The 23,624-nt window shown below is 57.7% G+C and carries 27 protein-coding genes; 16 read left to right on the top strand and 11 right to left on the bottom strand.

All coding sequences use genetic code 11. The annotated features are described in order from the left end of the window. Nucleotides 1-15: 15 nt before the first annotated feature. Entirely contained in the window at nt 16-1,884 is a 1,869-nt protein-coding gene (locus tag ACR809_RS19800; RefSeq protein ID WP_002890368.1) for an amidohydrolase, read from the top strand. 58 nt (nt 1,885-1,942) lie between these two features. Here the strand turns inward: ACR809_RS19800 and fba are convergent, their stop codons facing one another. From fba to ACR809_RS19775, 5 genes are all read right to left on the bottom strand, one after another. Next, nucleotides 1,943-2,797, bottom strand: a complete 855-nt coding sequence (gene fba, locus ACR809_RS19795) for a class II fructose-1,6-bisphosphate aldolase (RefSeq protein ID WP_004218830.1) — start codon at nt 2,795-2,797, stop codon at nt 1,943-1,945. A gap of 35 nt (nt 2,798-2,832) precedes the next feature. After that, nucleotides 2,833-3,795 carry a carbohydrate kinase family protein gene (locus ACR809_RS19790; RefSeq protein WP_002890372.1) on the bottom strand — a complete coding sequence of 321 codons (963 nt, stop codon included), beginning with the start codon at nt 3,793-3,795 and terminating at the stop codon, nt 2,833-2,835. Nucleotides 3,796-3,860: 65 nt separating this feature from the next. Beyond that, nucleotides 3,861-5,252: a PTS ascorbate transporter subunit IIC gene (locus ACR809_RS19785; protein WP_004151345.1), complete on the bottom strand. Its 1,392-nt coding sequence runs from the start codon at nt 5,250-5,252 to the stop codon at nt 3,861-3,863. Nucleotides 5,253-5,272: 20 nt separating this feature from the next. After that, on the bottom strand, nt 5,273-5,560 hold the full coding sequence (locus ACR809_RS19780; protein WP_002890376.1) for a PTS sugar transporter subunit IIB: 288 nt from the start codon (nt 5,558-5,560) through the stop codon (nt 5,273-5,275). Between the two features lie 5 nt (nt 5,561-5,565). Continuing rightward, nucleotides 5,566-6,009: a PTS sugar transporter subunit IIA gene (locus ACR809_RS19775; protein WP_122051522.1), complete on the bottom strand. Its 444-nt coding sequence runs from the start codon at nt 6,007-6,009 to the stop codon at nt 5,566-5,568. Nucleotides 6,010-6,064: 55 nt separating this feature from the next. On the opposite strand from ACR809_RS19775, the gene ACR809_RS19770 reads away from it, so the two are divergent. Next, a complete protein-coding gene (locus ACR809_RS19770) occupies nt 6,065-6,232 on the top strand; it encodes a hypothetical protein (protein WP_014907982.1) in 168 nt (55 codons plus the stop codon). Nucleotides 6,233-6,355: 123 nt separating this feature from the next. Here the strand turns inward: ACR809_RS19770 and ACR809_RS19765 are convergent, their stop codons facing one another. After that, on the bottom strand, nt 6,356-6,958 hold the full coding sequence (locus ACR809_RS19765) for a peroxiredoxin (protein ID WP_002890386.1): 603 nt from the start codon (nt 6,956-6,958) through the stop codon (nt 6,356-6,358). Between the two features lie 127 nt (nt 6,959-7,085). Continuing rightward, nucleotides 7,086-7,667, bottom strand: a complete 582-nt coding sequence (gene acpH / locus ACR809_RS19760) for an ACP phosphodiesterase (RefSeq protein WP_122051521.1) — start codon at nt 7,665-7,667, stop codon at nt 7,086-7,088. 74 nt (nt 7,668-7,741) lie between these two features. Here acpH and ACR809_RS19755 point away from each other — a divergent pair, with 74 nt between their 5' ends. The 8 genes from ACR809_RS19755 (at nt 7,742) to ACR809_RS19720 (ending at nt 14,655) form a co-directional block, all read left to right on the top strand. Next, nucleotides 7,742-7,858, top strand: a complete 117-nt coding sequence (locus ACR809_RS19755) for a hypothetical protein (RefSeq protein ID WP_004218831.1) — start codon at nt 7,742-7,744, stop codon at nt 7,856-7,858. 64 nt (nt 7,859-7,922) lie between these two features. Next, nucleotides 7,923-8,987 carry a tRNA preQ1(34) S-adenosylmethionine ribosyltransferase-isomerase QueA gene (gene queA / locus ACR809_RS19750; RefSeq protein ID WP_002890390.1) on the top strand — a complete coding sequence of 355 codons (1,065 nt, stop codon included), beginning with the start codon at nt 7,923-7,925 and terminating at the stop codon, nt 8,985-8,987. 108 nt (nt 8,988-9,095) lie between these two features. Continuing rightward, on the top strand, nt 9,096-10,223 hold the full coding sequence (tgt, locus tag ACR809_RS19745) for a tRNA guanosine(34) transglycosylase Tgt (protein WP_002890395.1): 1,128 nt from the start codon (nt 9,096-9,098) through the stop codon (nt 10,221-10,223). A 22-nt stretch (nt 10,224-10,245) separates the two neighbouring features. Beyond that, a complete protein-coding gene (yajC, locus tag ACR809_RS19740) occupies nt 10,246-10,578 on the top strand; it encodes a preprotein translocase subunit YajC (RefSeq protein WP_002890398.1) in 333 nt (110 codons plus the stop codon). A 26-nt stretch (nt 10,579-10,604) separates the two neighbouring features. Continuing rightward, nucleotides 10,605-12,452: a protein translocase subunit SecD gene (secD, locus tag ACR809_RS19735; RefSeq protein WP_002890400.1), complete on the top strand. Its 1,848-nt coding sequence runs from the start codon at nt 10,605-10,607 to the stop codon at nt 12,450-12,452. A 10-nt stretch (nt 12,453-12,462) separates the two neighbouring features. Then, complete coding sequence (gene secF / locus ACR809_RS19730; RefSeq protein WP_122051520.1) at nt 12,463-13,434, top strand: protein translocase subunit SecF; 972 nt, start codon at nt 12,463-12,465, stop codon at nt 13,432-13,434. A gap of 136 nt (nt 13,435-13,570) precedes the next feature. Continuing rightward, nucleotides 13,571-13,936 (top strand): VOC family protein, encoded by a 366-nt coding sequence (locus ACR809_RS19725; RefSeq protein WP_002890404.1) that lies wholly within the window; start codon nt 13,571-13,573, stop codon nt 13,934-13,936. Nucleotides 13,937-13,959: 23 nt separating this feature from the next. Continuing rightward, the gene (locus ACR809_RS19720) at nt 13,960-14,655 is read left to right on the top strand and encodes a helix-turn-helix transcriptional regulator (protein WP_122051519.1); all 696 of its coding nucleotides are present in this window, start codon (nt 13,960-13,962) and stop codon (nt 14,653-14,655) included. Nucleotides 14,656-14,709: 54 nt separating this feature from the next. On the opposite strand, the gene ACR809_RS19715 is transcribed toward ACR809_RS19720, so the two are convergent. Together ACR809_RS19715 and ACR809_RS19710 are read right to left on the bottom strand one after the other, a co-directional pair. Further along, nucleotides 14,710-15,594 carry a nucleoside-specific channel-forming protein Tsx gene (locus ACR809_RS19715; RefSeq protein ID WP_002890412.1) on the bottom strand — a complete coding sequence of 295 codons (885 nt, stop codon included), beginning with the start codon at nt 15,592-15,594 and terminating at the stop codon, nt 14,710-14,712. 298 nt (nt 15,595-15,892) lie between these two features. Beyond that, a complete protein-coding gene (locus ACR809_RS19710; protein ID WP_002890414.1) occupies nt 15,893-16,432 on the bottom strand; it encodes a DUF3251 domain-containing protein in 540 nt (179 codons plus the stop codon). 147 nt (nt 16,433-16,579) lie between these two features. Between ACR809_RS19710 and nrdR the strand changes: the two genes are divergently transcribed. From nrdR to pgpA, 6 genes are all read left to right on the top strand, one after another. After that, complete coding sequence (gene nrdR / locus ACR809_RS19705) at nt 16,580-17,029, top strand: transcriptional regulator NrdR (protein WP_002890417.1); 450 nt, start codon at nt 16,580-16,582, stop codon at nt 17,027-17,029. Nucleotides 17,030-17,032: 3 nt separating this feature from the next. Continuing rightward, the gene (gene ribD, locus ACR809_RS19700) at nt 17,033-18,136 is read left to right on the top strand and encodes a bifunctional diaminohydroxyphosphoribosylaminopyrimidine deaminase/5-amino-6-(5-phosphoribosylamino)uracil reductase RibD (RefSeq protein WP_004144650.1); all 1,104 of its coding nucleotides are present in this window, start codon (nt 17,033-17,035) and stop codon (nt 18,134-18,136) included. Between the two features lie 87 nt (nt 18,137-18,223). Beyond that, entirely contained in the window at nt 18,224-18,694 is a 471-nt protein-coding gene (gene ribH, locus ACR809_RS19695) for a 6,7-dimethyl-8-ribityllumazine synthase (RefSeq protein WP_001021161.1), read from the top strand. 19 nt (nt 18,695-18,713) lie between these two features. Beyond that, complete coding sequence (gene nusB / locus ACR809_RS19690; RefSeq protein ID WP_002891356.1) at nt 18,714-19,133, top strand: transcription antitermination factor NusB; 420 nt, start codon at nt 18,714-18,716, stop codon at nt 19,131-19,133. Between the two features lie 71 nt (nt 19,134-19,204). After that, complete coding sequence (gene thiL, locus ACR809_RS19685) at nt 19,205-20,176, top strand: thiamine-phosphate kinase (protein WP_004144652.1); 972 nt, start codon at nt 19,205-19,207, stop codon at nt 20,174-20,176. After that, complete coding sequence (pgpA, locus tag ACR809_RS19680; RefSeq protein ID WP_004177266.1) at nt 20,169-20,672, top strand: phosphatidylglycerophosphatase A; 504 nt, start codon at nt 20,169-20,171, stop codon at nt 20,670-20,672. Before thiL ends, pgpA begins: the two co-directional genes overlap by 8 nt. Before the next feature lie 45 nt (nt 20,673-20,717). Here the strand turns inward: pgpA and ACR809_RS19675 are convergent, their stop codons facing one another. Together ACR809_RS19675 and dxs are read right to left on the bottom strand one after the other, a co-directional pair. Then, nucleotides 20,718-21,692, bottom strand: coding sequence for an aldo/keto reductase (locus ACR809_RS19675; protein ID WP_004147313.1), 975 nt, complete (start codon nt 21,690-21,692; stop codon nt 20,718-20,720). A 60-nt stretch (nt 21,693-21,752) separates the two neighbouring features. Beyond that, the gene (dxs, locus tag ACR809_RS19670) at nt 21,753-23,615 is read right to left on the bottom strand and encodes a 1-deoxy-D-xylulose-5-phosphate synthase (protein WP_004144655.1); all 1,863 of its coding nucleotides are present in this window, start codon (nt 23,613-23,615) and stop codon (nt 21,753-21,755) included. Nucleotides 23,616-23,624: the final 9 nt, after the last annotated feature.

The following is a 23,624-nucleotide window of genomic DNA, read 5'->3' as shown; positions in this document are numbered from 1 at the left end:
CTCAAGGAGTACGTTATGTCGCAAACTGCCACACTGATTCTGACCCACGGTCAGATTCATACTCTCGATCGTGCGAATCCCCTGGCGGAAGCCGTGGCCATCGCCGACGGAAAAATTGTTGCCACCGGAAGTCACGATCGGATCATGAGCTTTGCCGCCGAGGGGACGCAAATCGTCGATCTCAAAGGGCATACGGTGATCCCGGGCCTCAACGATTCTCACCTGCACCTGATCCGCGGTGGGTTGAACTACAACCTTGAGCTCCGCTGGGAGGGCGTCCCCTCGCTGGCGGATGCCCTGCGAATGCTGAAGGATCAGGCGGATCGCACGCCGTCCCCGCAGTGGGTGCGGGTGGTCGGCGGCTGGAGCGAATTTCAGTTCGCCGAGCGGCGGATGCCGACCCTGGAAGAGCTGAACGAGGCGGCGCCTGATACGCCGGTGTTTGTGCTCCATCTCTACGATCGCGCGCTGTTGAACCGTGCGGCGCTGAAAGCCGTGGGATATACCAAAGAGACGCCGGATCCGGCGGGCGGCGAGATCGTCCGCGATAGCCACGGCAACCCGACCGGGATGCTGATCGCCAAACCGAACGCCATGATCCTTTACGCTACGCTGGCCAAGGGGCCGAAGCTGCCGCTGGATCTGCAGGTGAACTCCACCCGTCAATTTATGCGCGAGCTGAACCGACTGGGGCTGACCAGCGCCATCGACGCCGGCGGCGGCTTCCAGAACTATCCGGAAGATTACGAAATTATCGAACAGCTGCACGCGAAAGATCAGATGACCGTGCGCATCGCCTACAACCTGTTTACTCAGCGGCCGAAGCAGGAGCTGGAGGATTTCGAACGCTGGACCGACATGCTGAAGCCGGGGCAGGGGACTGACTTCTATCGCGCCAACGGCGCCGGCGAGATGCTGGTATTTTCGGCGGCGGATTTTGAAGATTTCCTGCAGCCGCGGCCGGATCTGCCGCAAGGCATGGAGGATGAGCTGGAGCGGGTGGTACGCCATCTGGTGGAGCATCGCTGGCCGTTCCGCCTGCATGCCACCTACGATGAGTCCATCAGCCGGATGCTGGACGTGTTTGAGAAGGTGAACCGCGATATCCCGTTTAATGGCCTGCACTGGTTCTTCGATCATGCCGAGACCATTACCGAGCGTAACATTGAGCGGGTGAAGGCGCTGGGGGGCGGTATTGCGGTGCAGCATCGGATGGCCTTCCAGGGCGAATATTTTGTCGATCGCTACGGCAAAGAGGCGGTGAAACATACCCCGCCGGTAGCAAAGATGCTGGCGCTGGACGTGCCGGTGGGGCTGGGCACCGATGCGACCCGCGTCGCCAGCTATAACCCATGGACCGCGCTGTACTGGCTGGTCTCCGGGCGCACCGTTGGCGGGATGGCGATGTATGACGACGCCAACCGCCTGCCGCGCGATGTCGCGCTGGAGCTGTGGACGGCGGGCAGCGCCTGGTTCTCCAGCGAGCAGGGCAAGAAAGGCCGTCTGGCCGCCGGTCAGCTTGCCGATCTGGTGGTGCTGTCGAAAGACTACTTCAGCGTCGCGGAAGAGGAGATCAAAGGCATTGAGTCGGTGCTGACGGTGGTTGACGGCAAAGTGGTGTACGCCGCTGGTCACTTCTCGCCGCTGGCGCCGCCGCCGATCCCGGTGCTGCCGGAGTGGTCGCCGGTGGTGAAGGTCCCGGGCCATTACCGTTCCGCTCCGCCGGCGACGGCTAAAATCGGCGCCATGGTGCAGATGCACCAGTGCTGCGGTAGCTGTGGCGTCCACGGCCATCAGCATGATATTGCGCGTAAGTCGTCGATTCCGGTCTCTGACGAGCAGGCCTTCTGGGGCGTGCTGGGCTGTTCCTGCTTTGCTTTTTGATACCTGAAACCACCGCCCCGGCAGCGTCGGGGCGGTGGTTTCAGCCGCAGGCCCGGCGTCAATAGCGCTGCTCTGAGCCAAAGAGCGCCATGCGGCGGGCAATCATCTCGCGTACCGGCTGCAGTCCCTGGGCGATGACTTTCCGCGGATCGTTCACATCGTGCCCGGTGTCGGCGGCGAAAATTGCTTTCACCTGTTGGCACCAGGCGTACATATTTTCGGTATTAACGTTAATCTTGGCGGTGCCGCAGGCAATCGCCCGGCGCATATCCTCATCGGCAATACCGGTGCCGCCATGCAGCACCAGCGGAACCTTCACCTGCTCGGCAATGGCTTTCATCTCGGTAAATCCCAGTCGGGCTTTACCTTTATACAGACCATGGGTGGAGCCCAGCGCGGCGGCGAGGCAATCCACCTGGGTTTCTGTCACCAGGGTGTAGCACTCCTGCGGATCGGCGTAGATGACTTCGGAATTGACAATGCCGTCTTCACTGCCGGCGATGGTCCCCAGTTCGGCCTCCACAGAGATACCTTTGCTGTGCGCCAGCGTCACCAGGTGGCGGGTAATGGCCAGGTTTTCCCTGAACGGCAGATGCGAGCCATCGAACATAATGGAACTGAAGCCGGCGGCGATCGCCGCTTCGCAGGCCTCCCGGGAGGTGCCATGATCCAGATGCAGCGCCACCGGAACATCAATATGCAAATACTCCATGGCGTTAACCACGATGTCATGAATACATTTTAACCCGAGCATATGCTTAACCGTGCCGCCGGACACCCCCAAAATAACCGGTGAGCGGCACTGCTGGGCGGTGCTTAATACGGCGCCGACCCATTCCAGATTATTAATGTTGAACTGACCGACGGCGTAGCCGTCCCGCAGGGCATGCTGAAGCATGTCCTTCATCGACACTAACATATTCACCTCTTGATATTTATTAAATGCAGTTATTCTTCAAAATATTGCGTTAAGTTTCTCTCGTAGCTATTTAACGAGTGGTGGACGACCGCCAGGTCCGGCATCGATTCCCGAACCCCTTTTTTCTCAATAGAAATGGCGGCGGTCAGGCTGGCAAATAAAATAATGTTATCGATATGCCATGAGTAATGGACGCCATAGGTGAAGGCGCCGTGAAATACATCCCCGGCGCCGGTGGTATCAACGGCATTGCACAGCCAGGACGGGACGATCTGCAGCATACCGCTTTTTAAAAAAGCGCAGCCTTTTTCGCCAAGGGTAATAAATGCTTCACCGCGGCAAATTTTATTCAACTCAATCAGGGCCGCTTTAATTTCTGCTTCGGTGCTCAGCGAGCGATAGCTCATATAATCGCGGGCGAAATGTTCGCTCACTACAAAATAGTCAGTCCAGGCCGCCAGTTTAATATTGCTGGCGCGCAGTGACCCGCCGTCCATCACGACCCTGGCGTTGGGCAGTTTCTTAATTAAATATTCACTGATTTCCGCCTCATGGCCGTCAATTAAAATGGTAACCGGCTCCTCGCTGGCAATCAGTCGCTCGGCGAGGTCGTCCAGTTTGAGCTTTTGCTCGTAGGTCAGGGAAGGCGGCGTTTGCATCTTGCGGGTAATAATTGTCCGCGAACCCGTTAAGCGATTGACCAGCACCGAGGCCAGCGGGGTGATCATGTCATCGGAGAAAACCACCTGGCTGGTATCCACCCCCGCCTCGGCAAACTCATCGATAATGCGCTGACCGTAAAGGTCCTGCTGCAGATGACCAATGTAATAAACCTCCTCGCCCCATAATCCCAGCAGCCAGGCCGCATTGGCCGCCGGACCGCCGCCGCTTTCAATAAAATCATGACAAAAGTTTTTGGTATTCTCCTGGGGCCATTCATTGAGAAAGAAAAACTGATCGAAACAAGCAAATCCAATGGACAAAATAGCCATAACCACTCCTGATTATTTGTCAGCGGCGGAAAGCGTGGCCCTCCCGCCGGGAAAAATGACCTCGCTTATTCATTTTTCTGCTTCGCCGTCAGCTCCTCATAGCTGAGCGTGTTGCCCACCACCTGGACGTGACGGAAGCAGAAAGGCGCCAGCAGCGCGACGAGCAGCGCCAGACAAATCAGATAGATAGTGATCTGACCAAACTGGGTGAACGCATTCCCGATAATGATGCCCCATACCGCGAAGTCGAAATCGGCGAAGGTGCTGTTTTCAAACCCGAGGTTGCCGAGCGCCGGCAGCAGCATCGCCGGCAGGAAGGCGAGGAAGATCCCGCCGATAAAGGAGGCGATGATACATCCGCGCTTCCCCCCCAGTTTGTCGGCGAAGACGCCGGACGTGCCGCCGCAGAAGAAGTGCGGGACCATGCCGGGAATAATCAGCGCCATGCCCAGCCCGCCGAGCAAGAGCATCCCGACCAGCCCGCCCACAAAGGAGCTGATGAATCCCACCACCACCGCGGTGGGGCTAAAGGTGAAGAACACCGCGCAGTCAACGGCCGGGATGGAGTCCGGGATCAGCTTCTGGCTGATGCCCTGGAACGCCGGCACCAGATCGCCGAGGATCAGCCGCACGCCGTTATAGACAATGGCTACGCCAACGGCGAACTGCAGACCGGTCAGCACCGAGAAGATCAGCATGTTTTGGTCGGTGATGGTGCTCAGGTACGCCGACCCGGCGACAGCGCTGCAGACAAAGTAGATAACAAACATCACGATACCGGTGGTGACCGTGGTATCGCGCAGAAAGCCCCACTTTTCTGAAATTTCGGTATCGGCGAAGGAATTTGCCGGATTGCCGGTCCGGCTGGCGATCCATGCCGAGAGGTAGTAGCCGAGAGAGCCGAAATGGCCCATGGCGATCCCGCCGTCTTCGGTTACCTGCCTGGTGTAACGCTGACCGATGGCCGGGGAGATGGCCGACCATGAGCCCAACAGGAATCCACCGATCAGGATCAACATCCAGCCCTGGAACTCCGCTGCCTGCAGAACGGCGGAGAACAGGCAGGCGAGAAAGAACGAATGATGGCCGGTCAGAAAGATATATTTATACTTGGTACAGCGGGCGATAATCAGGTTGAAAATAAAGCCTAACAGCAAAATACTCATGGTTTCCACGCCCAGCATCTTCTGGGCGACGGAGACAATGGCTTCATTGTTCGGAATAACGCCGCGGATATTAAATCCGGCCTCGATAATACCGCCCAGCGGATTGAGATTGGCAACGATAACGCCTGCCCCAGCGCTCAACATCAAATAGCCTAAAATCGGCTTCAATGTGCCGGTAAGCAGTTTATTGCCAGGGGAGCGCAGCGCCACTAAACCAACAAAGGCGATAAGCCCCATTAAAAAGGCGGGTTGACTGAATATTTCCGTTAAGAAACTAAGAATAGCCTGCATGGTCGTTCCCTCTATGCTGATTAAGAGTGAGTCGCAGCAATTTTCATCAGCGCGTCGGTAATATCCTCGGCGATCTTCGCTTTATGGACGTAGCTGCGAATGATGGCGACATGACAGTGGGCCGGAAATTGATTTGCCAGTTCTTTGATCGTGACGTAAAGGTCGGCTTTTTCCCCGACGGCGTTAGCAAAATCGACCGAGGCGACGTCCGCTTTGATACCTAATTCGTCACAAATCTTTTTCACATTATTCGCAGCCATCAATGAGCTGCCAATACCGTTACCACAAACCGTTCTGATAACTAACATAATGACTACTCCATTTGTTTTTGAATGAAATGTAAGACTGAATTAACGTCATTTTCCTGCTGAAGAAAGGTCACAATATCTGACTCGATCAGCGAGGCTATCAGTTGGATCATTTTGATATGACTGTCAGCATCGGCGCCGGCGATCGCGATGACCACGGAAACCGGATCGAACTCATCGTGGCCGAAGGAGATTGGCGTGGCGGTGGTGACAAGTGAGAACCCGGTCTGTAATGCCCCTTTTTCCGGCCGGGCATGCGGCATGGCAATCCCGTCATCTATCACGATGGCGGCGCCAAAATCTTCATATACCGTCAGCATCTCGGTGACATATTCGGCACTGCAAATCTGGCGCCTGGCAAGTAATGAACCCGCCAGTTCGATGGCCTCTTCCGCACGGGAAATATTCTGCTTAAGGGCGATTAACAACGGGTCAAAAATAATTTCCATCCTCAGCTCCTGAACGTATTCCTGTTCCTGAGTTAAATCATGACCAAATACATTGATGAAAATGATGGATGAGATCACATCCGCGGTTTTAAATATTGATGGGGATCACATCGACGGCAAAGTACCGGCAGAAAACGATATAAATAATTTATATGTTTTTCAGGCTGTTATGAAGGCTTTGTATTTTGACGCTGAAATTTGCCAGAGAAAAAGTGAGAGGTAGAGCGAATTTTTTCGCCAGAAGTGTATCGCTGGTCACAAATATCGGCGGGTCATTTTCTTAAATTTTGACGCCGCTAACAAAAAAGGCCCGCCTGAGCGAGCCTTTTATTAAAACGCGTGCCGATTACAGGCTGGAAACGTTTTCGGTCAGGTATTTTGCAACGCCTTCCGGAGAGGCGGCCATACCTTCTTTTCCTTTTTCCCACTGCGCCGGGCAGACTTCGCCGTGCTCTTCGTGGAACTGCAGGGCGTCTACCATACGCAGCATTTCGTCGATGTTACGGCCCAGCGGCAGGTCGTTAACCACCTGATGACGAACGATGCCGTTGGCGTCGATCAGGAAGGAGCCGCGCAGCGCTACGCCTTCGTCCGGATGCTCAATACCGTAAGCTTTCTGGATTTCACGTTTGATGTCAGCAACCATCGCGTATTTAACCGGGCCGATACCGCCCTGGTCTACCGGGGTGTTACGCCATGCGTTGTGCACGAACTCGGAGTCGAAGGAAACGCCAACCACTTCCACGCCGCGTTTCTGGAATTCTTCGTAACGTTTGTCGAACGCGATCAGCTCAGACGGGCACACGAAGGTGAAGTCCATCGGCCAGAAGAACAGAACGGTAGGTTTACCGTTGGTGTGCTGTTTGAAATTGAATTTCTCAACGATCTCACCATTACCCAGCACAGCGGCTGCAGTAAAATCCGGCGCTTGACGAGTGACCAGAACCATTTGATTCTCCTGTAATTACTAAGGTTATTTGGAACGCAACGCGGGCAAGTATAGAGCCTGCCCGGCAATAACACAAAGAGGCGCTAACAATCGTTCAGCCAGCTTTTACCTATCAATGACGTGGCTATTACAGCTGTTTGTTTTCTGCCAGGCGCATCATCTGCGGATAAAAGCGCCAGAACTGCGTCTCCAGACGGTCGTAATGGGTATCCAGATCCTGCCAGGAGTCGCGTAGCGCCTCGAGACGTGGACGGCGGCTGGCCATGCCGTTCAGCACGCGCTGAATAAAATCCATTTCCCGATAGCGCTCCAGCCAGCGCTCCGACCACAGATATTGATTGAGATTGACGAAGCGGGGCGGCGAGTCGGGCAGGATGGGGACGATCTGCCGCTCGGCGTAGCGTACGAACTCGTCCAGCGGCAGGTCAGGGGAGAGCTGCACCCAGTGCTGGGACAGGAAATGATCCCACATGACGTCGAGGGTGATGGGGGCGACGCGGCGGGTCTGCGGGCGAAACCACTCCCGCGCCTCTTTGACTTCCGCCAGGTTGTCAGTCATCACGTCAATCCGCCGATGCATAAAGATGCCGTCGATGATCTCCGCCGGATAGTCGCCCTGCGGGTTGCCGCGCACGAAGTCGGCCATCAGGTTGCCGGGCAACGAACTGTCGGCGAGATGGGCCAGGTGCAGGTGGGCGAGAAAATTCATAAAACGACATCCTTTAAATACGAGCGGGCAGGTGGAAACACCGATGTTGCGCTGAACGGCGCCTCGGTGGCCGAATGGCATGCTGTCTGGCCGCGCGCGGCACCTTTGCCACCGGTAAGGCATTCGGTTGCCGCATGGCGGCATTCGGAATGATTTGGAATATAGATTATGTCATTCATCCGGAGGGGTAAAGGTTGCAGCCAGACCGCCCCGGCACTAGACTACCCGCCTCTTTATTCAGTCTGAGTTACCGTCATGCGCGTTACCGATTTTGCTTTTGAACTACCCGAATCTCTGATCGCCCACTATCCGATGCCTGAGCGCAGTAGCTGTCGCTTGCTCTCCCTGGACGGGCCGACGGGCGCGCTGACGCATGGCACCTTCACCGACATTCTCGATAAGCTTAATCCCGGCGATCTGCTGGTGTTTAACAACACCCGGGTGATCCCGGCGCGTCTGTTCGGTCGTAAGGCCAGCGGCGGCAAGATTGAAGTGCTGGTGGAGCGGATGCTGGATGATAAGCGCATCCTGGCCCATATTCGCGCCTCAAAAGCGCCGAAGCCGGGCGCCGAGCTGCTGCTGGGCGATGACGAAAGTATTAAGGCCACGATGCTGGCGCGCCACGGCGCGCTGTTTGAAGTGGAGTTTAACGACGAGCGCCCGGTGCTGGAGATCCTTAACGGGATCGGTCATATGCCGCTGCCGCCCTATATTGACCGCCCGGACGAAGACGCCGACCGCGAGCTCTATCAAACCGTCTATGGCACCAGGCCGGGCGCGGTAGCCGCCCCGACCGCCGGTTTGCATTTCGACGAACCGCTGCTGGACAAACTGCGCGCCAAAGGCGTTGAGATGGCGTTTGTCACCCTGCATGTGGGCGCGGGCACCTTCCAGCCGGTGCGCGTCGACAGCATTGAAGAGCACACCATGCACTCCGAATATGCCGAAGTGCCGCAGGAGGTGGTCGATGCGGTGCTGGCGGCGAAAGCGCGCGGCAACCGCGTGATCGCGGTGGGCACCACCTCGGTACGTTCGCTGGAGAGCGCGGCGCAGGCGGCGAAAGACGCGCTGATCGCGCCGTTCTTCGACGATACGCAGATTTTCATCTACCCGGGTTATCAGTACCAGGTGATCGATGCGCTGGTGACTAACTTCCATCTCCCTGAATCCACACTGATTATGCTGGTGTCGGCGTTTGCGGGTTATCAGCACACCATGAACGCCTATAAGGTGGCGGTTGAGCAGAAATATCGCTTTTTTAGCTACGGGGATGCGATGTTTATCACGTACAATCCGCAGGCTATTTCTGAGCGTCCCTGAAAAGGCCGGTACGCCGGCTTGTAGACGCCATAACGCATTTTTTAGCTACGGAATCATTCCGTGGCGAGTATGAAAACGTCGGACTGTTTTTCTGACGCAGGAGCAAGCATGAAATTTGAACTGGATACCACCGACGGTCGCGCCCGCCGCGGTCGCCTGGTGTTTGAGCGCGGCGTGGTGGAAACACCGGCCTTTATGCCCGTTGGCACCTACGGCACCGTCAAAGGGATGACGCCGGAAGAGGTGGAAGCCACCGGCGCGCAGATTATTCTCGGCAACACCTTCCACCTGTGGCTGCGCCCGGGTCAGGAGATCATGAAGCTGCACGGCGATCTGCACGATTTTATGCAGTGGAAAGGACCGATCCTGACCGACTCCGGCGGTTTCCAGGTGTTCAGCCTTGGCGATATCCGTAAGATCACCGAGCAGGGCGTCCACTTCCGCAATCCGATCAACGGCGATCCGATTTTCCTCGATCCGGAAAAATCGATGGAGATTCAGTACGATCTCGGCTCTGACATCGTGATGATCTTCGACGAATGTACGCCGTACCCGGCGGACTGGGATTACGCCAAGCGCTCAATGGAGATGTCTCTGCGCTGGGCGAAGCGCAGCCGCGACCGTTTCGATAGCCTTGGCAATAAAAATGCGCTGTTCGGCATTATTCAGGGTAGCGTTTACGAAGATTTACGCGATATCTCGGTGAAAGGTCTGGTAGAGATTGGCTTTGATGGCTACGCTGTCGGCGGTTTGGCGGTTGGTGAGCCGAAGGAAGACATGCACCGTATTCTGGAGCACGTCTGCCCGCAGATCCCGGCCGATAAACCACGATACCTGATGGGCGTCGGGAAGCCGGAAGATCTGGTGGAAGGGGTACGTCGCGGTATCGATATGTTCGACTGCGTCATGCCGACGCGCAACGCGCGTAACGGCCACCTGTTCGTCACCGACGGCGTGGTGAAAATCCGCAACGCGAAGCACAAAAGCGATACCGCACCGCTGGACGCCGAGTGTGATTGCTATACATGTCGCAATTATTCACGCGCTTACTTGCATCACCTCGACCGTTGCAACGAAATATTGGGCGCGCGTCTCAATACCATTCATAACCTGCGCTACTATCAGCGTTTAATGGCTGGTTTACGCAAGGCTATCGAAGAGGGTAAATTAGAGAGCTTCGTGACCGATTTTTACCAACGTCAGGGGCGCACCGTGCCTCCTTTGAACGTTGATTAATTTTAATAATGAGGGAATTTCAATGAGCTTTTTTATTTCTGATGCGGTAGCGGCAACGGGTGCACCGGCGCAGGGCAGCCCGATGTCTCTGATTCTGATGCTGGTGGTGTTCGGTCTGATTTTTTACTTCATGATCCTGCGTCCACAGCAGAAGCGCACCAAGGAACATAAGAACCTGATGAACTCCATCGCCAAAGGTGATGAAGTGCTGACCAACGGCGGTCTGGTCGGTCGCGTGACCAAAGTAGCGGAAACTGGCTACATTGCTATCGCGCTGAACGATACCACTGAAGTGGTTATCAAACGTGACTTCGTTGCTGCCGTTCTGCCGAAAGGCACCATGAAGGCGCTGTAATCTAACTTTTCCCAAAGGGAACTGCCGTGTTAAACCGTTATCCTTTGTGGAAGTACGTCATGCTGGTCGTCGTCATTGTCGTCGGCCTGATCTATGCGCTTCCCAACCTGTATGGTGAGGATCCGGCTGTTCAAATCACTGGCGCGCGCGGCGTCGCCGCCAGTGAGCAAACGCTGATCCAGGTCCAGAAAACTTTACAAGAAGAAAAAATAACCGCGAAGTCTGTGGCACTGGAAGAGGGCGCTATTCTTGCGCGCTTCGACACCACTGATACCCAGCTGCGCGCGCGCGAAGCGCTGCTTAACGTGCTGGGTGACAAATACGTCGTGGCGCTGAACCTTGCTCCGGCAACCCCACGCTGGCTGGCGGCGCTCTATGCCGAGCCTATGAAGCTGGGTCTTGATCTGCGCGGCGGCGTGCACTTCCTGATGGAAGTCGACATGGACACCGCGTTAGGCAAACTGCAGGAACAGAACATCGATAGCCTGCGCAGCGAGCTGCGCGACAAAGGCATTCCTTACGCGACCGTGCGTAAAGAAGACAACTACGGTCTGAGCATCGTCTTCCGCGACAGCGCGGCGCGCGACCAGGCTATCTCTTATCTCAGCCCTCGCCATCGCGATCTGGTTATTTCCTCTCAGGGTGACAACAGCCTGAAAGCGGTGATGACCGATGAGCGCCTGAAAGAAGCCCGTGAGTACGCGGTTCAGCAGAACATTAATATCCTGCGTAACCGTGTGAACCAGCTGGGCGTCGCCGAGCCGCTGGTTCAGCGTCAGGGCGCTGACCGCATCGTGGTTGAGCTGCCGGGTATCCAGGATACCGCGCGTGCGAAGGAAATCCTTGGCGCGACCGCGACCCTCGAGTTCCGTCTGGTCAATACTAACGTGGACCAGTCCGCCGCCGCCTCTGGCCGCGTGCCGGGCGACTCGGAAGTGAAGCAGACGCGTGAAGGCCAGCCGGTAGTGCTGTACAAGCGGGTGATCCTGACCGGGGACCATATCACCGACTCGACCTCCAGCATGGATGAGTACAACCAGCCGCAGGTCAACATCTCGCTGGACAGCGCGGGCGGTAACATCATGTCTAACTTCACTAAGGACAACATCGGCAAGCCGATGGCGACCCTGTTCGTGGAGTATAAAGACAGCGGTAAGAAAGACGCTAACGGTCGCGCTATCCTGGCGAAAGAGGAAGAGGTGATTAACATCGCCAACATCCAGTCGCGTCTGGGTAACAGCTTCCGTATCACCGGTATCAGCAATCCGAACGAAGCGCGTCAGCTGTCGCTGCTGCTGCGTGCCGGCGCGCTGATTGCGCCGATTCAGATCGTCGAAGAGCGGACTATCGGCCCAACCCTGGGAATGCAGAACATCAAGCAGGGTCTGGAAGCCTGTCTGGCCGGTCTGGTGGTCTCTATCCTGTTCATGATCCTCTTCTATAAGAAGTTCGGCCTGATTGCTACCTCGGCGCTGATTGCCAACCTGATACTGATTGTCGGCATTATGTCCCTGATCCCGGGGGCGACGCTGACCATGCCGGGCATCGCGGGTATCGTGTTAACCCTGGCGGTGGCGGTCGATGCTAACGTTCTGATCAACGAGCGTATCAAAGAAGAGCTGAGCAACGGGCGTACCGTTCAGCAGGCGATTGACGAAGGTTATCGCGGCGCGTTCAGCTCGATCTTCGACGCCAACGTGACGACGCTTATCAAAGTGATCATCCTGTACGCGGTCGGTACCGGTGCCATTAAAGGGTTTGCGATTACCACCGGTATCGGTATCGCGACCTCAATGTTTACCGCTATCGTCGGCACCCGTGCCATCGTGAACCTGCTGTACGGCGGCAAGCGCGTTAAAAAGCTGTCTATCTGAGGAGTGCGTTGTGGCACAGGAATATACTGTTGAACAATTGAACCACGGCCGTAAAGTCTGGGACTTTATGCGCTGGGACTACTGGGCCTTCGGCATTTCAGGTTTTCTGCTGATTGTGTCGATCGCCATCATCGGCGTTCGCGGGTTTAACTGGGGGCTCGATTTCACCGGCGGTACGGTGATTGAAATTACCCTTGAGAAACCGGTCGATCTGGACCAGATGCGCGATTCCCTGCAGAAAGCGGGCTTTGAAGAGCCGCAGGTGCAGAACTTTGGCAGCAGCCGCGACATCATGGTACGTATGCCGCCGGTGCATGACGCCAACGGCAGCCAGGAGCTGGGCAGCAAGGTCGTGACGGTGATTAACGAATCGACCAGCCAGAATGCGGCAGTGAAGCGTATTGAGTTTGTCGGCCCGAGCGTCGGCGCGGACCTCGCGCAAACCGGCGCCCTGGCGCTGATTGCGGCGCTGGTCTGTATCCTGATCTACGTCGGCTTCCGCTTCGAATGGCGTCTGGCCGCCGGGGTGGTTATCGCCCTGGCGCACGACGTGGTGATCACCATGGGCGTGCTGTCGCTGTTCCATATCGAGATCGACCTGACCATCGTGGCCTCGTTGATGTCGGTTATCGGCTACTCGCTGAACGACAGTATCGTGGTATCGGACCGTATCCGTGAAAACTTCCGTAAGATCCGCCGCGGTACGCCGTATGAGATCTTTAACGTGTCGTTGACCCAGACGCTGCACCGTACCTTGATCACCTCTGGTACCACTTTGATGGTGATCCTGATGCTGTTCCTGTTCGGCGGCCCGATTCTGGAAGGCTTCTCGCTGACCATGCTGATCGGTGTTTCCATCGGTACGGCTTCCTCTATCTACGTCGCCTCCGCGCTGGCGTTGAAGCTGGGCATGAAGCGCAAGCATCTGATCCAGCAGAAGGTTGAGAAAGAAGGGGCGGATCAGCCGTCTATTCTGCCGTAATAGAGTTCAGTTGAGATAAAGCAATCCCGGCCCTTGCGGCCGGGATTTTTTTGCCCGCGACAAAACCTGCTGACAGTATGCTGTCAGGAGCCCTCCCATACACTGCCTCTGAACTCACTAACGAGCAGGAGGAAGTATGAATAACGTGATTAACTGGTTTGAAATTCCGGTCGCCGATATGGATCGCGCCGTCGCGTTTTATGAGCCGGTGATGCAAGTGTCGCTGCGTCGCGAAACCATGGACTGCGCCGAGCTGGCGGTGTTCCCGCATCAGGATCCGGCCCCCGGCGGCGCGCTGGCCAAATTTGAAGGTATCGCGCCCTCGGCGCAGGGCGCTATTATTTATCTGCATACTGATCATCTTGCCGCCACGCTGGAGCGCGTTGCCTCGGCGGGTGGGGCCTGTGTCTTCGGCCCGCTGACGCTGCCGAATGATATTGGCACCATCGCCCTGTTTACCGACAGCGAGGGCAACCGCGTCGGCCTGCACCAGCCGGCTTAACCTTAACTTTTGTGAAGTGAGACATGACCCGACGCGCCGACCGTTTATTTCAGATTATGCAGATCCTGCGCGGCAGGCGGCTCACTACCGCCGCGCTGCTGGCGGAGCGGTTGGGCGTGTCGGAGCGTACCGTCTATCGCGATATTCGCGATCTCTCCCTCTCCGGCGTACCGGTGGAGGGCGAAGCGGGCAGCGGCTACCGGCTGCTGGCGGGCTACGATCTGCCGCCGCTGATGCTGACCACCAAAGAGTCCGAGGCGCTGATCGCTGCGATTCGGCTGCTGAAAACCTGGGGCGGTGAGGCGCTGTCGCAGTCGCTGGAATCCGCCCAGGAGAAGATGCTGGCGATCCTGCCGGAGGCGCGTCGGCGCCAGGCGGAGCAGACTCGCCTGTTTGCCCCTGACCTTGGCGCGCATCGCTATGCTAAAACCCATTTTGACGTCATTCATCAGGCGGTCTCCGGCCAGCAGGTGCTGCAGCTGCGCTATCAGGATGAGACAGGCCGGGTGACCGAGCGCGACGTGCTGCCCCTGGGGCTGTTTTTCTGGGGCGAACGCTGGCTGTTGGTGGCCTGGTGCGAACTGCGCAATGATTACCGCAATTTTCGCCTCGATCGTTGCCTGGAGGTAAGCGCGACCGAACGTCGATTCAGCGAGTGCGCCGACCGCTCGTTAAGCGATTTTCTGCGCAAGGTCCGGTGCGAGGTGCGGGAGAAATAAAAAAGCCCGGGCAGCAGGAGCTGCGGCCCGGGCGCTGTCTTGCTGTATCAGCAATCAGAAGTTGTAGCCGACCACGAAGTAACCACCCCAGCCGGTCGAGCGAACGCTGAACGGACCATCGCCGAAGTTCAGCTTCGCATCATCAGCCCACTGGCCGCCGTTATGGAAGTAACGGGCGACGATAGAGTAGTGCCAGTGCGCGTAGTTCAGCGCCAGGATGTGGCTGGAGGCGATAGAGTTGCTGGTGCGCGCGTGCTTCCCGTTCAGATCGTAGAAGTTGTCATCGCCGAGGTCAGAACCCCAGTCGAAGTTGGTGAAGCCGATGTAGCTCAGCGAACCGCCCCACAGGTCGGTCAGCGGCACAAAGTATTTCACTTTGAAGCGATAGCCGTCCCATTCGTTTTCGTTGGAGGCGCCGTAGTTCTGCCACTGGTACTTGGCGTAGACGTTCAGCGACAGGCTCATTGGCAGGCCGGTATCGATATCGGTACCCAGACCCATATACCAGGTGCTCTGCTCCTGGGAGTCGTTGCGGCCCATATCGTAGATATAGTTGTTGGCGAAATACCATTCTTTGAACGGCCCGAAGCTCAGGTCGGTATTGGTCAGCTTATCGATAGAGAAACGCGGTTCGATCTCCATAAACAGCGGGGAACCTTTGTTCCAGATACCTTTTGCCGTGCTGTTGCCGCCGAAGAATACCGGGGCATCAATATAGCCGTAGAAATCAAACCAGTCTTTTTTGGCGAACGCTTCGTATTCCAGGTAGGTATCGTTACGGATCTGCGGTCCAAAACGGGTGTGGTAGCTGCCCACCACGTTAACACTCTGGTGCCACCAGTCAGACAGATACTGCGGTTTGTCGTTTTCTGCCGCGCCCGCGGCAAAAGTAGTGGAGAGCGCCACAACCGCACCCGCTGCCAGTAATGTTTTTTTCATAGTAATGCCACTGTTTAAATTGAGCCTGAAGGCGTTAAAAGAAGTGCCGAAGCGTTTCTAAATATTTCGTCTTTCTGTGGGGGTCTATTATAGGAATCATTGCTCACAAAAATACGTGTTGTTTCACATAACCAGAACATGCGTAATCGATTGCGTTCACGATTCTATGCATTTCTTGACAAAATGCTACTGAAAATCGCGCTGCAGAACGATTTCTAATGAACTCTTGCGAAAAGTTGTAAGTGGATAAGAACGACGGGGCAGGACGTAGCCGGGCGGGGCAGGCCCGGCTGAAGGCTTACTGGGCGGCGGCGGGCTGGATATCGTGTACGCGAATAAAACCGACTTTATCTGGCGTTACATTGAGGCGCAACGGGATATCGACATCGCTGGGGGCGAGGGTGCTGGCCGGCGCGCTAATCAGCTGATCCTGAACATTGACTTCCTGATAGCTATGGGTGGTGCCGGTGATCTGTCCGGAAGCGACGGTGGCGGTAAAGGCCGGCAGCGGATCGTTGGATTCGCCCTGAATGCGTAAGGTCAGGCGTGACCCATCGCCATCCGGGGTAATACTGCCCACCGACATGCGCAGGGTGCCGATCTGGCTCTCCAGCCGCGCCGGGGTCTTGGCCTCCGGCAGCAGATAGACGCCGCGGGTGGATTTGGCGTTCAGCGCGTTTTGCTGGGTGATTTTGATCGTTTGCTGGTTGAGCTGGGTCATCTCCTGGCTTAGCGTACTCACGCTCTGGTGCATCTGGCGGATTTCGCTTTGCTGGGCGCAGGCGGTCAGGGTGAACAGGCAGCCCGCGATGGCGAGCTTCAGGTAACGTCTTGTCATGGTCAGGATTCCGTTTACAGAGGATGCTTAATGGTAGCCAAACCGGCCTCATCTCCCATAGATCCTTTGTCTCAAAAGCTCTTTCTTTGTAGTCCGGTCACTTCGCGGTAAACTACTCTTCAGTTTAACTACCTGTCAGGACGCGCTATGCATTGCCCTTTCTGTTTCGCCGTGGATACCAAAGTGATCGACTCTCGTCTGGTGGGGGAAGGCTCTTCCGTGCGTCGCCGTCGGCAGTGCCTGGTCTGTAACGAACGCTTTACCACCTTCGAAGTGGCGGAGCTGGTGATGCCGCGGGTGGTGAAGAGTAACGATGTGCGCGAACCCTTCAACGAAGACAAGCTGCGCAGCGGGATGCTGAAAGCGCTGGAGAAACGTCCGGTTAGCGCCGACGACGTGGAAATGGCGGTCAACCATATCAAGACTCATCTGCGCGGCACCGGCGAGCGCGAAGTGGCCAGCAAAATGATCGGCAACCTGGTGATGGAGCAGCTGAAAAAGCTGGATAAAGTCGCCTATATTCGCTTCGCGTCGGTCTATCGCAGCTTCGAAGATATTAAAGAATTCGGCGAAGAGATCGCCCGCTTACAGGACTAAGCCATGCAGGACGAAATGTACATGGCGCGTGCGCTGAAGCTTGCCGCGCGCGGTCGCTTTACTACCCATCCTAACCCTAACGTCGGCTGCGTCATTGTGAAAGACGGCGAGATCGTCGGCGAGGGGTTTCACTATCGCGCCGGCGAGCCGCATGCTGAAGTGCACGCCCTGCGCATGGCTGGCGAAAAGGCGCGCGGCGCCACCGCCTACGTCACTCTTGAGCCCTGCAGCCACCATGGCCGTACGCCGCCATGCTGCGATGCGCTGATTGCCGCCGGCGTCAGCCGCGTGGTCGCCGCGATGCAGGATCCGAACCCGCAGGTGGCGGGGCGCGGTTTGTATCGCCTGCAGCAGGCCGGCATTGAGGTCAGCCATGGGCTGATGATGAACGAAGCGGAAGCGCTGAATAAAGGCTTTCTGAAGCGGATGCGCACCGGTTTTCCCTGGGTGCAGCTGAAGCTGGGCGCCTCGCTGGACGGCCGCACGGCGATGGCCAGCGGCGAAAGCCAGTGGATCACCTCCCCGCAGGCGCGACGCGACGTGCAGCGTCTGCGCGCCCAGAGCCATGCCATCCTGACCAGCAGCGCCACCGTGCTGGCGGACGATCCGGCGCTGACCGTGCGCTGGCAGGAGCTGAGCGCCGATACCCAGGCGCTTTATCCCGAAGAGAATTTGCGCCAGCCGCTGCGCGTCGTCATCGACAGCCAGAACCGCGTCACGCCTGAGCATCGTATTGTGCAGCAGGCGGGGGAAACGCTGTTTGCCCGCCTGCGCGCCGATGAACGGCAGTGGCCGGAAAGCGCCCGCACGCTGCTGGTTCCGGAGCATAACGGCCATCTCGATCTGGTGCTGCTGATGATGCTGCTCGGCAAACAGCAGATCAACAGCGTCTGGGTTGAGGCAGGGGCCACGCTTGCCGGGGCGCTGCTGCAGGCGGGTCTGGTCGACGAGCTTATCGTCTATATTGCGCCTAAACTGTTAGGCAATGCGGCGCGTGGATTATGCGCGCTGCCGGGGCTTGAAGAGCTGAGCCAGGCCCCGCATTTTAAATTCAATGAGATACGTCAGGTTGGCCCGGATGTCTGCCTGCATTTAACCACTGCGTGAGGCTTTCCTGATTATTAGGAAGCAGCGCTCAGAATAATATGATAAAATCCGCCCCCCTTGCGGGGCACATGAACCCGAAGGAAGAGTATGAACATTATTGAAGCTAACGTTGCTACCCCGGACGCTCGCGTCGCCATCACCATTGCGCGTTTCAACAACTTTATCAATGACAGCCTGCTGGAAGGCGCGATTGACGCCCTGAAACGCATTGGTCAGGTAAAAGATGAAAACATCACCGTCGTTTGGGTTCCAGGCGCGTATGAGCTGCCGCTGGCGGCTGGCGCACTGGCGAAAACCGGTAAATATGACGCGGTGATCGCGCTGGGGACGGTGATTCGCGGCGGTACCGCCCACTTTGAATATGTGGCAGGCGGTGCCAGCAATGGCCTGGCGCATGTCGCTCAGGACAGCGAAATCCCGGTAGCCTTTGGTGTTCTGACCACTGAAAGTATTGAACAAGCCATTGAGCGCGCTGGCACCAAAGCCGGTAACAAAGGCGCAGAAGCTGCGCTGACCGCGCTGGAAATGATTAACGTATTGAAAGCCATCAAGGCCTGATTTTTGTAAGGGGAATTCCGTGAAACCTGCTGCTCGTCGCCGCGCCCGTGAGTGTGCCGTTCAGGCGCTCTACTCCTGGCAGTTGTCCCACAACGACATCGCTGATGTCGAATACCAGTTCCTGGCGGAACAGGACGTAAAAGATGTTGATGTTCTGTATTTCCGCGAACTGCTGTCCGGAGTGGCGACTAACAGCGCGTACCTCGACGGCCTGATGAAGCCCTACCTGTCCCGCCAGCTGGAAGAGCTGGGCCAGGTTGAAAAAGCGGTGCTGCGTATCGCGCTGTTTGAGCTGTCCAAACGTGATGACGTACCGTATAAAGTGGCCATCAATGAAGCTATCGAACTGGCGAAAACCTTCGGCGCTGAAGATAGCCACAAGTTCGTTAACGGCGTGCTGGACAAAGCGGCTCCGGTAATTCGTCCCCACAAGAAGTAAACTGCAGGCCGGGTTTTGCGAGGGTCGCCTCGCAGCCCGGCCTTATTTATTATTTTGCTGAGGCATAACGTATGGCATGCGGCGAATTCTCCCTGATTGCCCGTTATTTTGATCGCGTTAAAAGCGCCCGCCTTGATGTTGAAACCGGCATCGGCGATGACTGCGCGCTCCTGCATATTCCCGAGAAAAAAACGCTGGCAATCAGCACCGACACCCTGGTGGCGGGCAATCACTTCTTACCCGATATCGACCCGGCCGACCTCGCTTATAAAGCGCTGGCGGTGAACCTGAGCGACCTCGCGGCGATGGGCGCGGAGCCGGCGTGGCTCACGCTGGCGCTGACCTTGCCGGAGGTGGATGAAGTCTGGCTGGAAGCCTTCAGCGACAGCCTGTTTGTCCAGCTGGACTATTACGATATGCAACTGATTGGCGGCGACACTACCCGTGGCCCGCTCTCCATGACGCTGGGTATCCACGGCTTTGTGCCGCCGGGACGCGCCATGAAACGCGCTGGCGCGAAGCCGGGGGACTGGATCTATGTTACCGGCACTCCGGGAGACAGCGCCGCCGGTCTGGCGGTACTGCAGAATCGTCTAACGGTGGATGAACCGTCTGACGCCGACTACCTGCTGGCCCGTCATCTGCGGCCGATGCCGCGCGTGCTGCAGGGCCAGGCGCTGCGTGACCTGGCGACATCGGCTATCGATCTCTCCGACGGCCTGATCTCCGATCTGGGCCATATTCTCAAAGCCAGCGGCTGCGGCGCGCGCATCGATCTCGATGCCATGCCGTACTCCGATGCGATACTGCGCCAGGTGGAGCCCGAGCAGGCGCTGCGCTGGGCGCTCGCCGGCGGGGAAGATTACGAGCTGTGCTTTACCGTACCGGAGCTGAACCGCGGGGCGCTGGACGTGGCTCTTGGCCATCTTGGCGCGCGTTTTACCTGTATCGGACAGATTGCGCCGGAGAGCGAAGGGCTGCAGTTTATCCGCGACGGTAAGCCGGTCGCGCTTGATTTAAAGGGATACGATCACTTTGCGTAGTCGAGACGAGGCGCTTAGCCGCCTGAGTATGCGTAATCCGTGGCATCTGCTGGCGACCGGCTTTGGCAGCGGCTTAAGCCCGGTGGTGCCGGGGACGATGGGCTCGCTGGCGGCGATCCCGTTCTGGTATCTGATGACCTTTCTCCCCTGGCAGCTTTACTCGCTGGTGGTGATGATGAGCATCTGTATCGGCGTCTATCTGTGCCATCGCACGGCCAAAGATATGGGCACCCATGACCACGGCAGCATCGTCTGGGACGAGTTCGTCGGGATGTGGATCACCCTGATGGCGCTGCCGACCCTGGACTGGCAGTGGGTGGCCGCCGGCTTCGTGATTTTCCGTATCTTCGATATGTGGAAGCCGTGGCCGATTCGCTGGTTTGATCGCAATATCCACGGCGGAATGGGGATTATGGTCGACGACATCGTCGCCGGCGTGATCTCCGCTGGCGTGCTGTACGTCATTGGCCATCACTGGCCCATCGGTCTGCTTTAACCGCCTCTCCCCGGCAACGCTACGCTGCCGGGGAAACCACGCCCTTCACTTAAATCCCACCACCGGATGCGGCTGATACGGCGCCTCCAGCTTGTCGATCTGTTCCGGGGAGAGCGTCAAATCCACCGCCTGCAGCAGATCATCGAGCTGTTCCTGACGCGACGGGCCGATAATCGGCGCGGCGACGCCGGGTTTGCTTAACAGCCAGGCGAGGGCGACCTGGGCGCGGCTGGCGTCGAGTTCTTCCGCCACGTCCGCGAGATTCCCGGCGATCTGCGCATCGTTTTCTTCACTGGCGCTGTACAGCGATTTGCCGAACTCATCTGAGACCAGCCGGGCGGTGGTCTCACCCCAGGGGCGGGTTAGCCTGCCGCGCGCCAGCGGACTCCATGGGATCACCGCTACGCCGTTACGTTGGCACAGGGGCAGCATCTCATTCTCTTCTTCCCGGTAAATCAGGTTGTAGTGATCCTGCATGGTAACGAAGCGCGCCCAGCCGTTCTGCTGCTGGAGCGCCAGCGCCTGGGCAAACTGTCGGGCATGCATGGACGAGGCGCCGATATAGCGCGCTTTGCCGGCTTTCACCACCTCGTCCAGCGCTTCGAGCGTCTCTTCAATCGGGGTGGTATAGTCCCAGCGGTGGATCTGCAGCAGGTCGACATAGTCCATCCCGAGACGGCGCAGGCTGTCGTCGATGGAGCGCAGGATCTGCGCCCGGGAAAGTCCTTCCGCCAGATCGCCGACCTGGTGATACACCTTGGTGGCGACAACCACCTCGTCGCGGCGGGCAAAGTCGCGCAGGGCGCGGCCAACGATCTCTTCGCTGCTGCCGTCGGAGTAGCTATTTGCGGTATCGAAGAAGTTGATGCCGCCTTCAATGGCGTGCTGGATAAGCGGGCGGCTGCTCTCTTCCGGAAGCGTCCAGGCGTGCCTGCCGCGGTCCGGCTCGCCGAAGGTCATGCAGCCGAGGCAGAGTCGGGAAACACGTAAGGCAGTATCACCGAGGGGGATATAGTGCATAGTGCGCTCCTGCTATTCATCAAGGGTATCCCTTAAGCATAGCAGGAGCGGAAGGGGCAATTATGCCAGCCAGTCGCGGATTTTGGCTTCAATACCGGCGGCATCAAGGCCGAGGTCGGCGCGGATCTCTTCCTGAGTGCCCTGAGGAATAAAATAATCCGGCAGGCCAATATTGAGCACCGGTACCGCCCGGCGGTGGGCCATCAGCACTTCGTTCACGCCGCTGCCGGCGCCGCCCATGATGGCGTTCTCTTCCAGCGTCACCAGCGCGTCGTGCTCGCCGGCCAGCTGGAGGATCAGCGCGGTATCCAGCGGCTTCACAAAGCGCATATCCACCAGGGTGGCGTTGAGTTTGTCCGCTACTGCCGCGGCTTCCGGCAGCAGGGTGCCAAAGTTGAGGATCGCTATTTTCTCGCCCTGACGTTTCACCACCCCTTTGCCGATCGGCAGCGATGCCAGCGGCTCGAGCGTCGCGCCGGTGCCGCTACCGCGCGGATAGCGCACCGCGCAGGGGCCGTCGCTGTAGTGGTAGCCGGTGTACAGCATCTGGCGACATTCATTTTCATCGCTCGGGGTCATTACCACCATATCCGGAATACAGCGCAGGAAGGAGAGATCGAACGCTCCCTGATGCGTCTGGCCGTCTGCGCCGACGATCCCGGCGCGGTCGATAGCAAATAGCACCGGCAGCTTCTGGATAGCCACATCATGGATCACCTGATCGTAGGCTCGCTGCAGGAAGGTGGAGTAGATCGCCACCACCGGCTTGTAGTCGCCAATCGCCAGCCCGGCGGCGAAGGTGACCGCATGCTGCTCGGCAATGGCGACGTCAAAGTACCGATCGGGGAATTTCTTCGAAAACTCCACCATCCCTGAACCTTCGCGCATCGCCGGCGTGATCGCCATCAGCTTGTTGTCTTTGGCCGCCGTTTCACACAGCCAGTCGCCGAAGATTTTCGAGTAGGAAGGGAGGCCGCCGCTGCTTTTGGGCAGTACGCCGCTGGTATGGTCGAATTTTGGCACCGCATGGAAGGTGATCGGGTCTTTCTCGGCGGGCTCATAGCCGCGGCCTTTTTTGGTCATAATATGCAGGAACTGCGGGCCTTTCAGGTCGCGCATGTTCTTCAGCGTGCTGACCAGACCGAGCACGTCATGGCCATCCACCGGGCCAATGTAGTTAAAGCCCAGCTCTTCAAACAGCGTGCCCGGCACCACCATCCCTTTGATATGCTCTTCGGTACGCTTAAGCAGCTCTTTAATCGGCGGCACCCCGGAGAAGACCTTTTTGCCCCCTTCGCGCAGGGTGGAGTAGAGCTTACCGGAGAGCAGCTGCGCCAGATGATTGTTCAGCGCGCCGACGTTCTCGGAAATCGACATTTCATTGTCATTCAGCACCACCAGCAGGTCGGGTTTGATATCCCCGGCGTGGTTCATCGCCTCAAACGCCATGCCGGCGGTGATCGCCCCGTCGCCAATGACGCACACCGCGCGCCGCTGCTTATCCTCTTTCGCGGCGGCGATAGCCACCCCGATACCCGCGGAAATGGAAGTGGAGGAGTGACCGACGCTCAGCACGTCATACTCGCTTTCACCGCGCCACGGGAAGGGATGCAGGCCGCCTTTCTGACGAATGGTGCCGATTTTGTCCCGGCGACCGGTCAGAATTTTATGCGGGTAGGCCTGATGGCCGACGTCCCAGATCAGGCGATCGAACGGCGTGTTATACACGTAGTGCAGCGCCACGGTCAGTTCCACCGTGCCGAGGCCAGAGGCAAAGTGACCGCTGGAACGGCTGACGCTGTCCAGTAGATAGCGCCGCAGCTCATCACATAGCTTCGGCAGGCTCTCTTTTGGCAACAGGCGCAACTCCTGGGTGGAATCTACCAGCGCCAGGGTCGGGTATTTGGCAATATCAAAACTCATCAGAGACTC

It is taken from the genome of Klebsiella sp. CD33 (genome assembly GCF_051992865.1).
GTDB classification, from domain to species: domain Bacteria; phylum Pseudomonadota; class Gammaproteobacteria; order Enterobacterales; family Enterobacteriaceae; genus Klebsiella; species Klebsiella pneumoniae.
This window is presented reverse-complemented; position numbering and strand designations above follow the sequence as displayed.

What these genes read in the sequence shown, in the direction of transcription:
- ACR809_RS19800 (WP_002890368.1), top strand. Translation starts at nt 16, where the DNA reads ATGTCGCAAACTGCCACACTGATTCTGACCCACGGTCAGATTCATACT.
- ACR809_RS19790 (WP_002890372.1), bottom strand. Translation starts at nt 3,795, where the DNA reads ATGGCTATTTTGTCCATTGGATTTGCTTGTTTCGATCAGTTTTTCTTT.
- ACR809_RS19785 (WP_004151345.1), bottom strand. Translation starts at nt 5,252, where the DNA reads ATGCAGGCTATTCTTAGTTTCTTAACGGAAATATTCAGTCAACCCGCC.
- ACR809_RS19780 (WP_002890376.1), bottom strand. Translation starts at nt 5,560, where the DNA reads ATGTTAGTTATCAGAACGGTTTGTGGTAACGGTATTGGCAGCTCATTG.
- ACR809_RS19775 (WP_122051522.1), bottom strand. Translation starts at nt 6,009, where the DNA reads ATGGAAATTATTTTTGACCCGTTGTTAATCGCCCTTAAGCAGAATATT.
- ACR809_RS19770 (WP_014907982.1), top strand. Translation starts at nt 6,065, where the DNA reads ATGAAAATGATGGATGAGATCACATCCGCGGTTTTAAATATTGATGGG.
- ACR809_RS19765 (WP_002890386.1), bottom strand. Translation starts at nt 6,958, where the DNA reads ATGGTTCTGGTCACTCGTCAAGCGCCGGATTTTACTGCAGCCGCTGTG.
- acpH (WP_122051521.1), bottom strand. Translation starts at nt 7,667, where the DNA reads ATGAATTTTCTCGCCCACCTGCACCTGGCCCATCTCGCCGACAGTTCG.
- ACR809_RS19755 (WP_004218831.1), top strand. Translation starts at nt 7,742, where the DNA reads ATGGCATGCTGTCTGGCCGCGCGCGGCACCTTTGCCACCGGTAAGGCA.
- queA (WP_002890390.1), top strand. Translation starts at nt 7,923, where the DNA reads ATGCGCGTTACCGATTTTGCTTTTGAACTACCCGAATCTCTGATCGCC.
- tgt (WP_002890395.1), top strand. Translation starts at nt 9,096, where the DNA reads ATGAAATTTGAACTGGATACCACCGACGGTCGCGCCCGCCGCGGTCGC.
- yajC (WP_002890398.1), top strand. Translation starts at nt 10,246, where the DNA reads ATGAGCTTTTTTATTTCTGATGCGGTAGCGGCAACGGGTGCACCGGCG.
- ACR809_RS19725 (WP_002890404.1), top strand. Translation starts at nt 13,571, where the DNA reads ATGAATAACGTGATTAACTGGTTTGAAATTCCGGTCGCCGATATGGAT.
- ACR809_RS19720 (WP_122051519.1), top strand. Translation starts at nt 13,960, where the DNA reads ATGACCCGACGCGCCGACCGTTTATTTCAGATTATGCAGATCCTGCGC.
- ACR809_RS19715 (WP_002890412.1), bottom strand. Translation starts at nt 15,594, where the DNA reads ATGAAAAAAACATTACTGGCAGCGGGTGCGGTTGTGGCGCTCTCCACT.
- ACR809_RS19710 (WP_002890414.1), bottom strand. Translation starts at nt 16,432, where the DNA reads ATGACAAGACGTTACCTGAAGCTCGCCATCGCGGGCTGCCTGTTCACC.
- nrdR (WP_002890417.1), top strand. Translation starts at nt 16,580, where the DNA reads ATGCATTGCCCTTTCTGTTTCGCCGTGGATACCAAAGTGATCGACTCT.
- ribD (WP_004144650.1), top strand. Translation starts at nt 17,033, where the DNA reads ATGCAGGACGAAATGTACATGGCGCGTGCGCTGAAGCTTGCCGCGCGC.
- ribH (WP_001021161.1), top strand. Translation starts at nt 18,224, where the DNA reads ATGAACATTATTGAAGCTAACGTTGCTACCCCGGACGCTCGCGTCGCC.
- thiL (WP_004144652.1), top strand. Translation starts at nt 19,205, where the DNA reads ATGGCATGCGGCGAATTCTCCCTGATTGCCCGTTATTTTGATCGCGTT.
- ACR809_RS19675 (WP_004147313.1), bottom strand. Translation starts at nt 21,692, where the DNA reads ATGCACTATATCCCCCTCGGTGATACTGCCTTACGTGTTTCCCGACTC.
- dxs (WP_004144655.1), bottom strand. Translation starts at nt 23,615, where the DNA reads ATGAGTTTTGATATTGCCAAATACCCGACCCTGGCGCTGGTAGATTCC.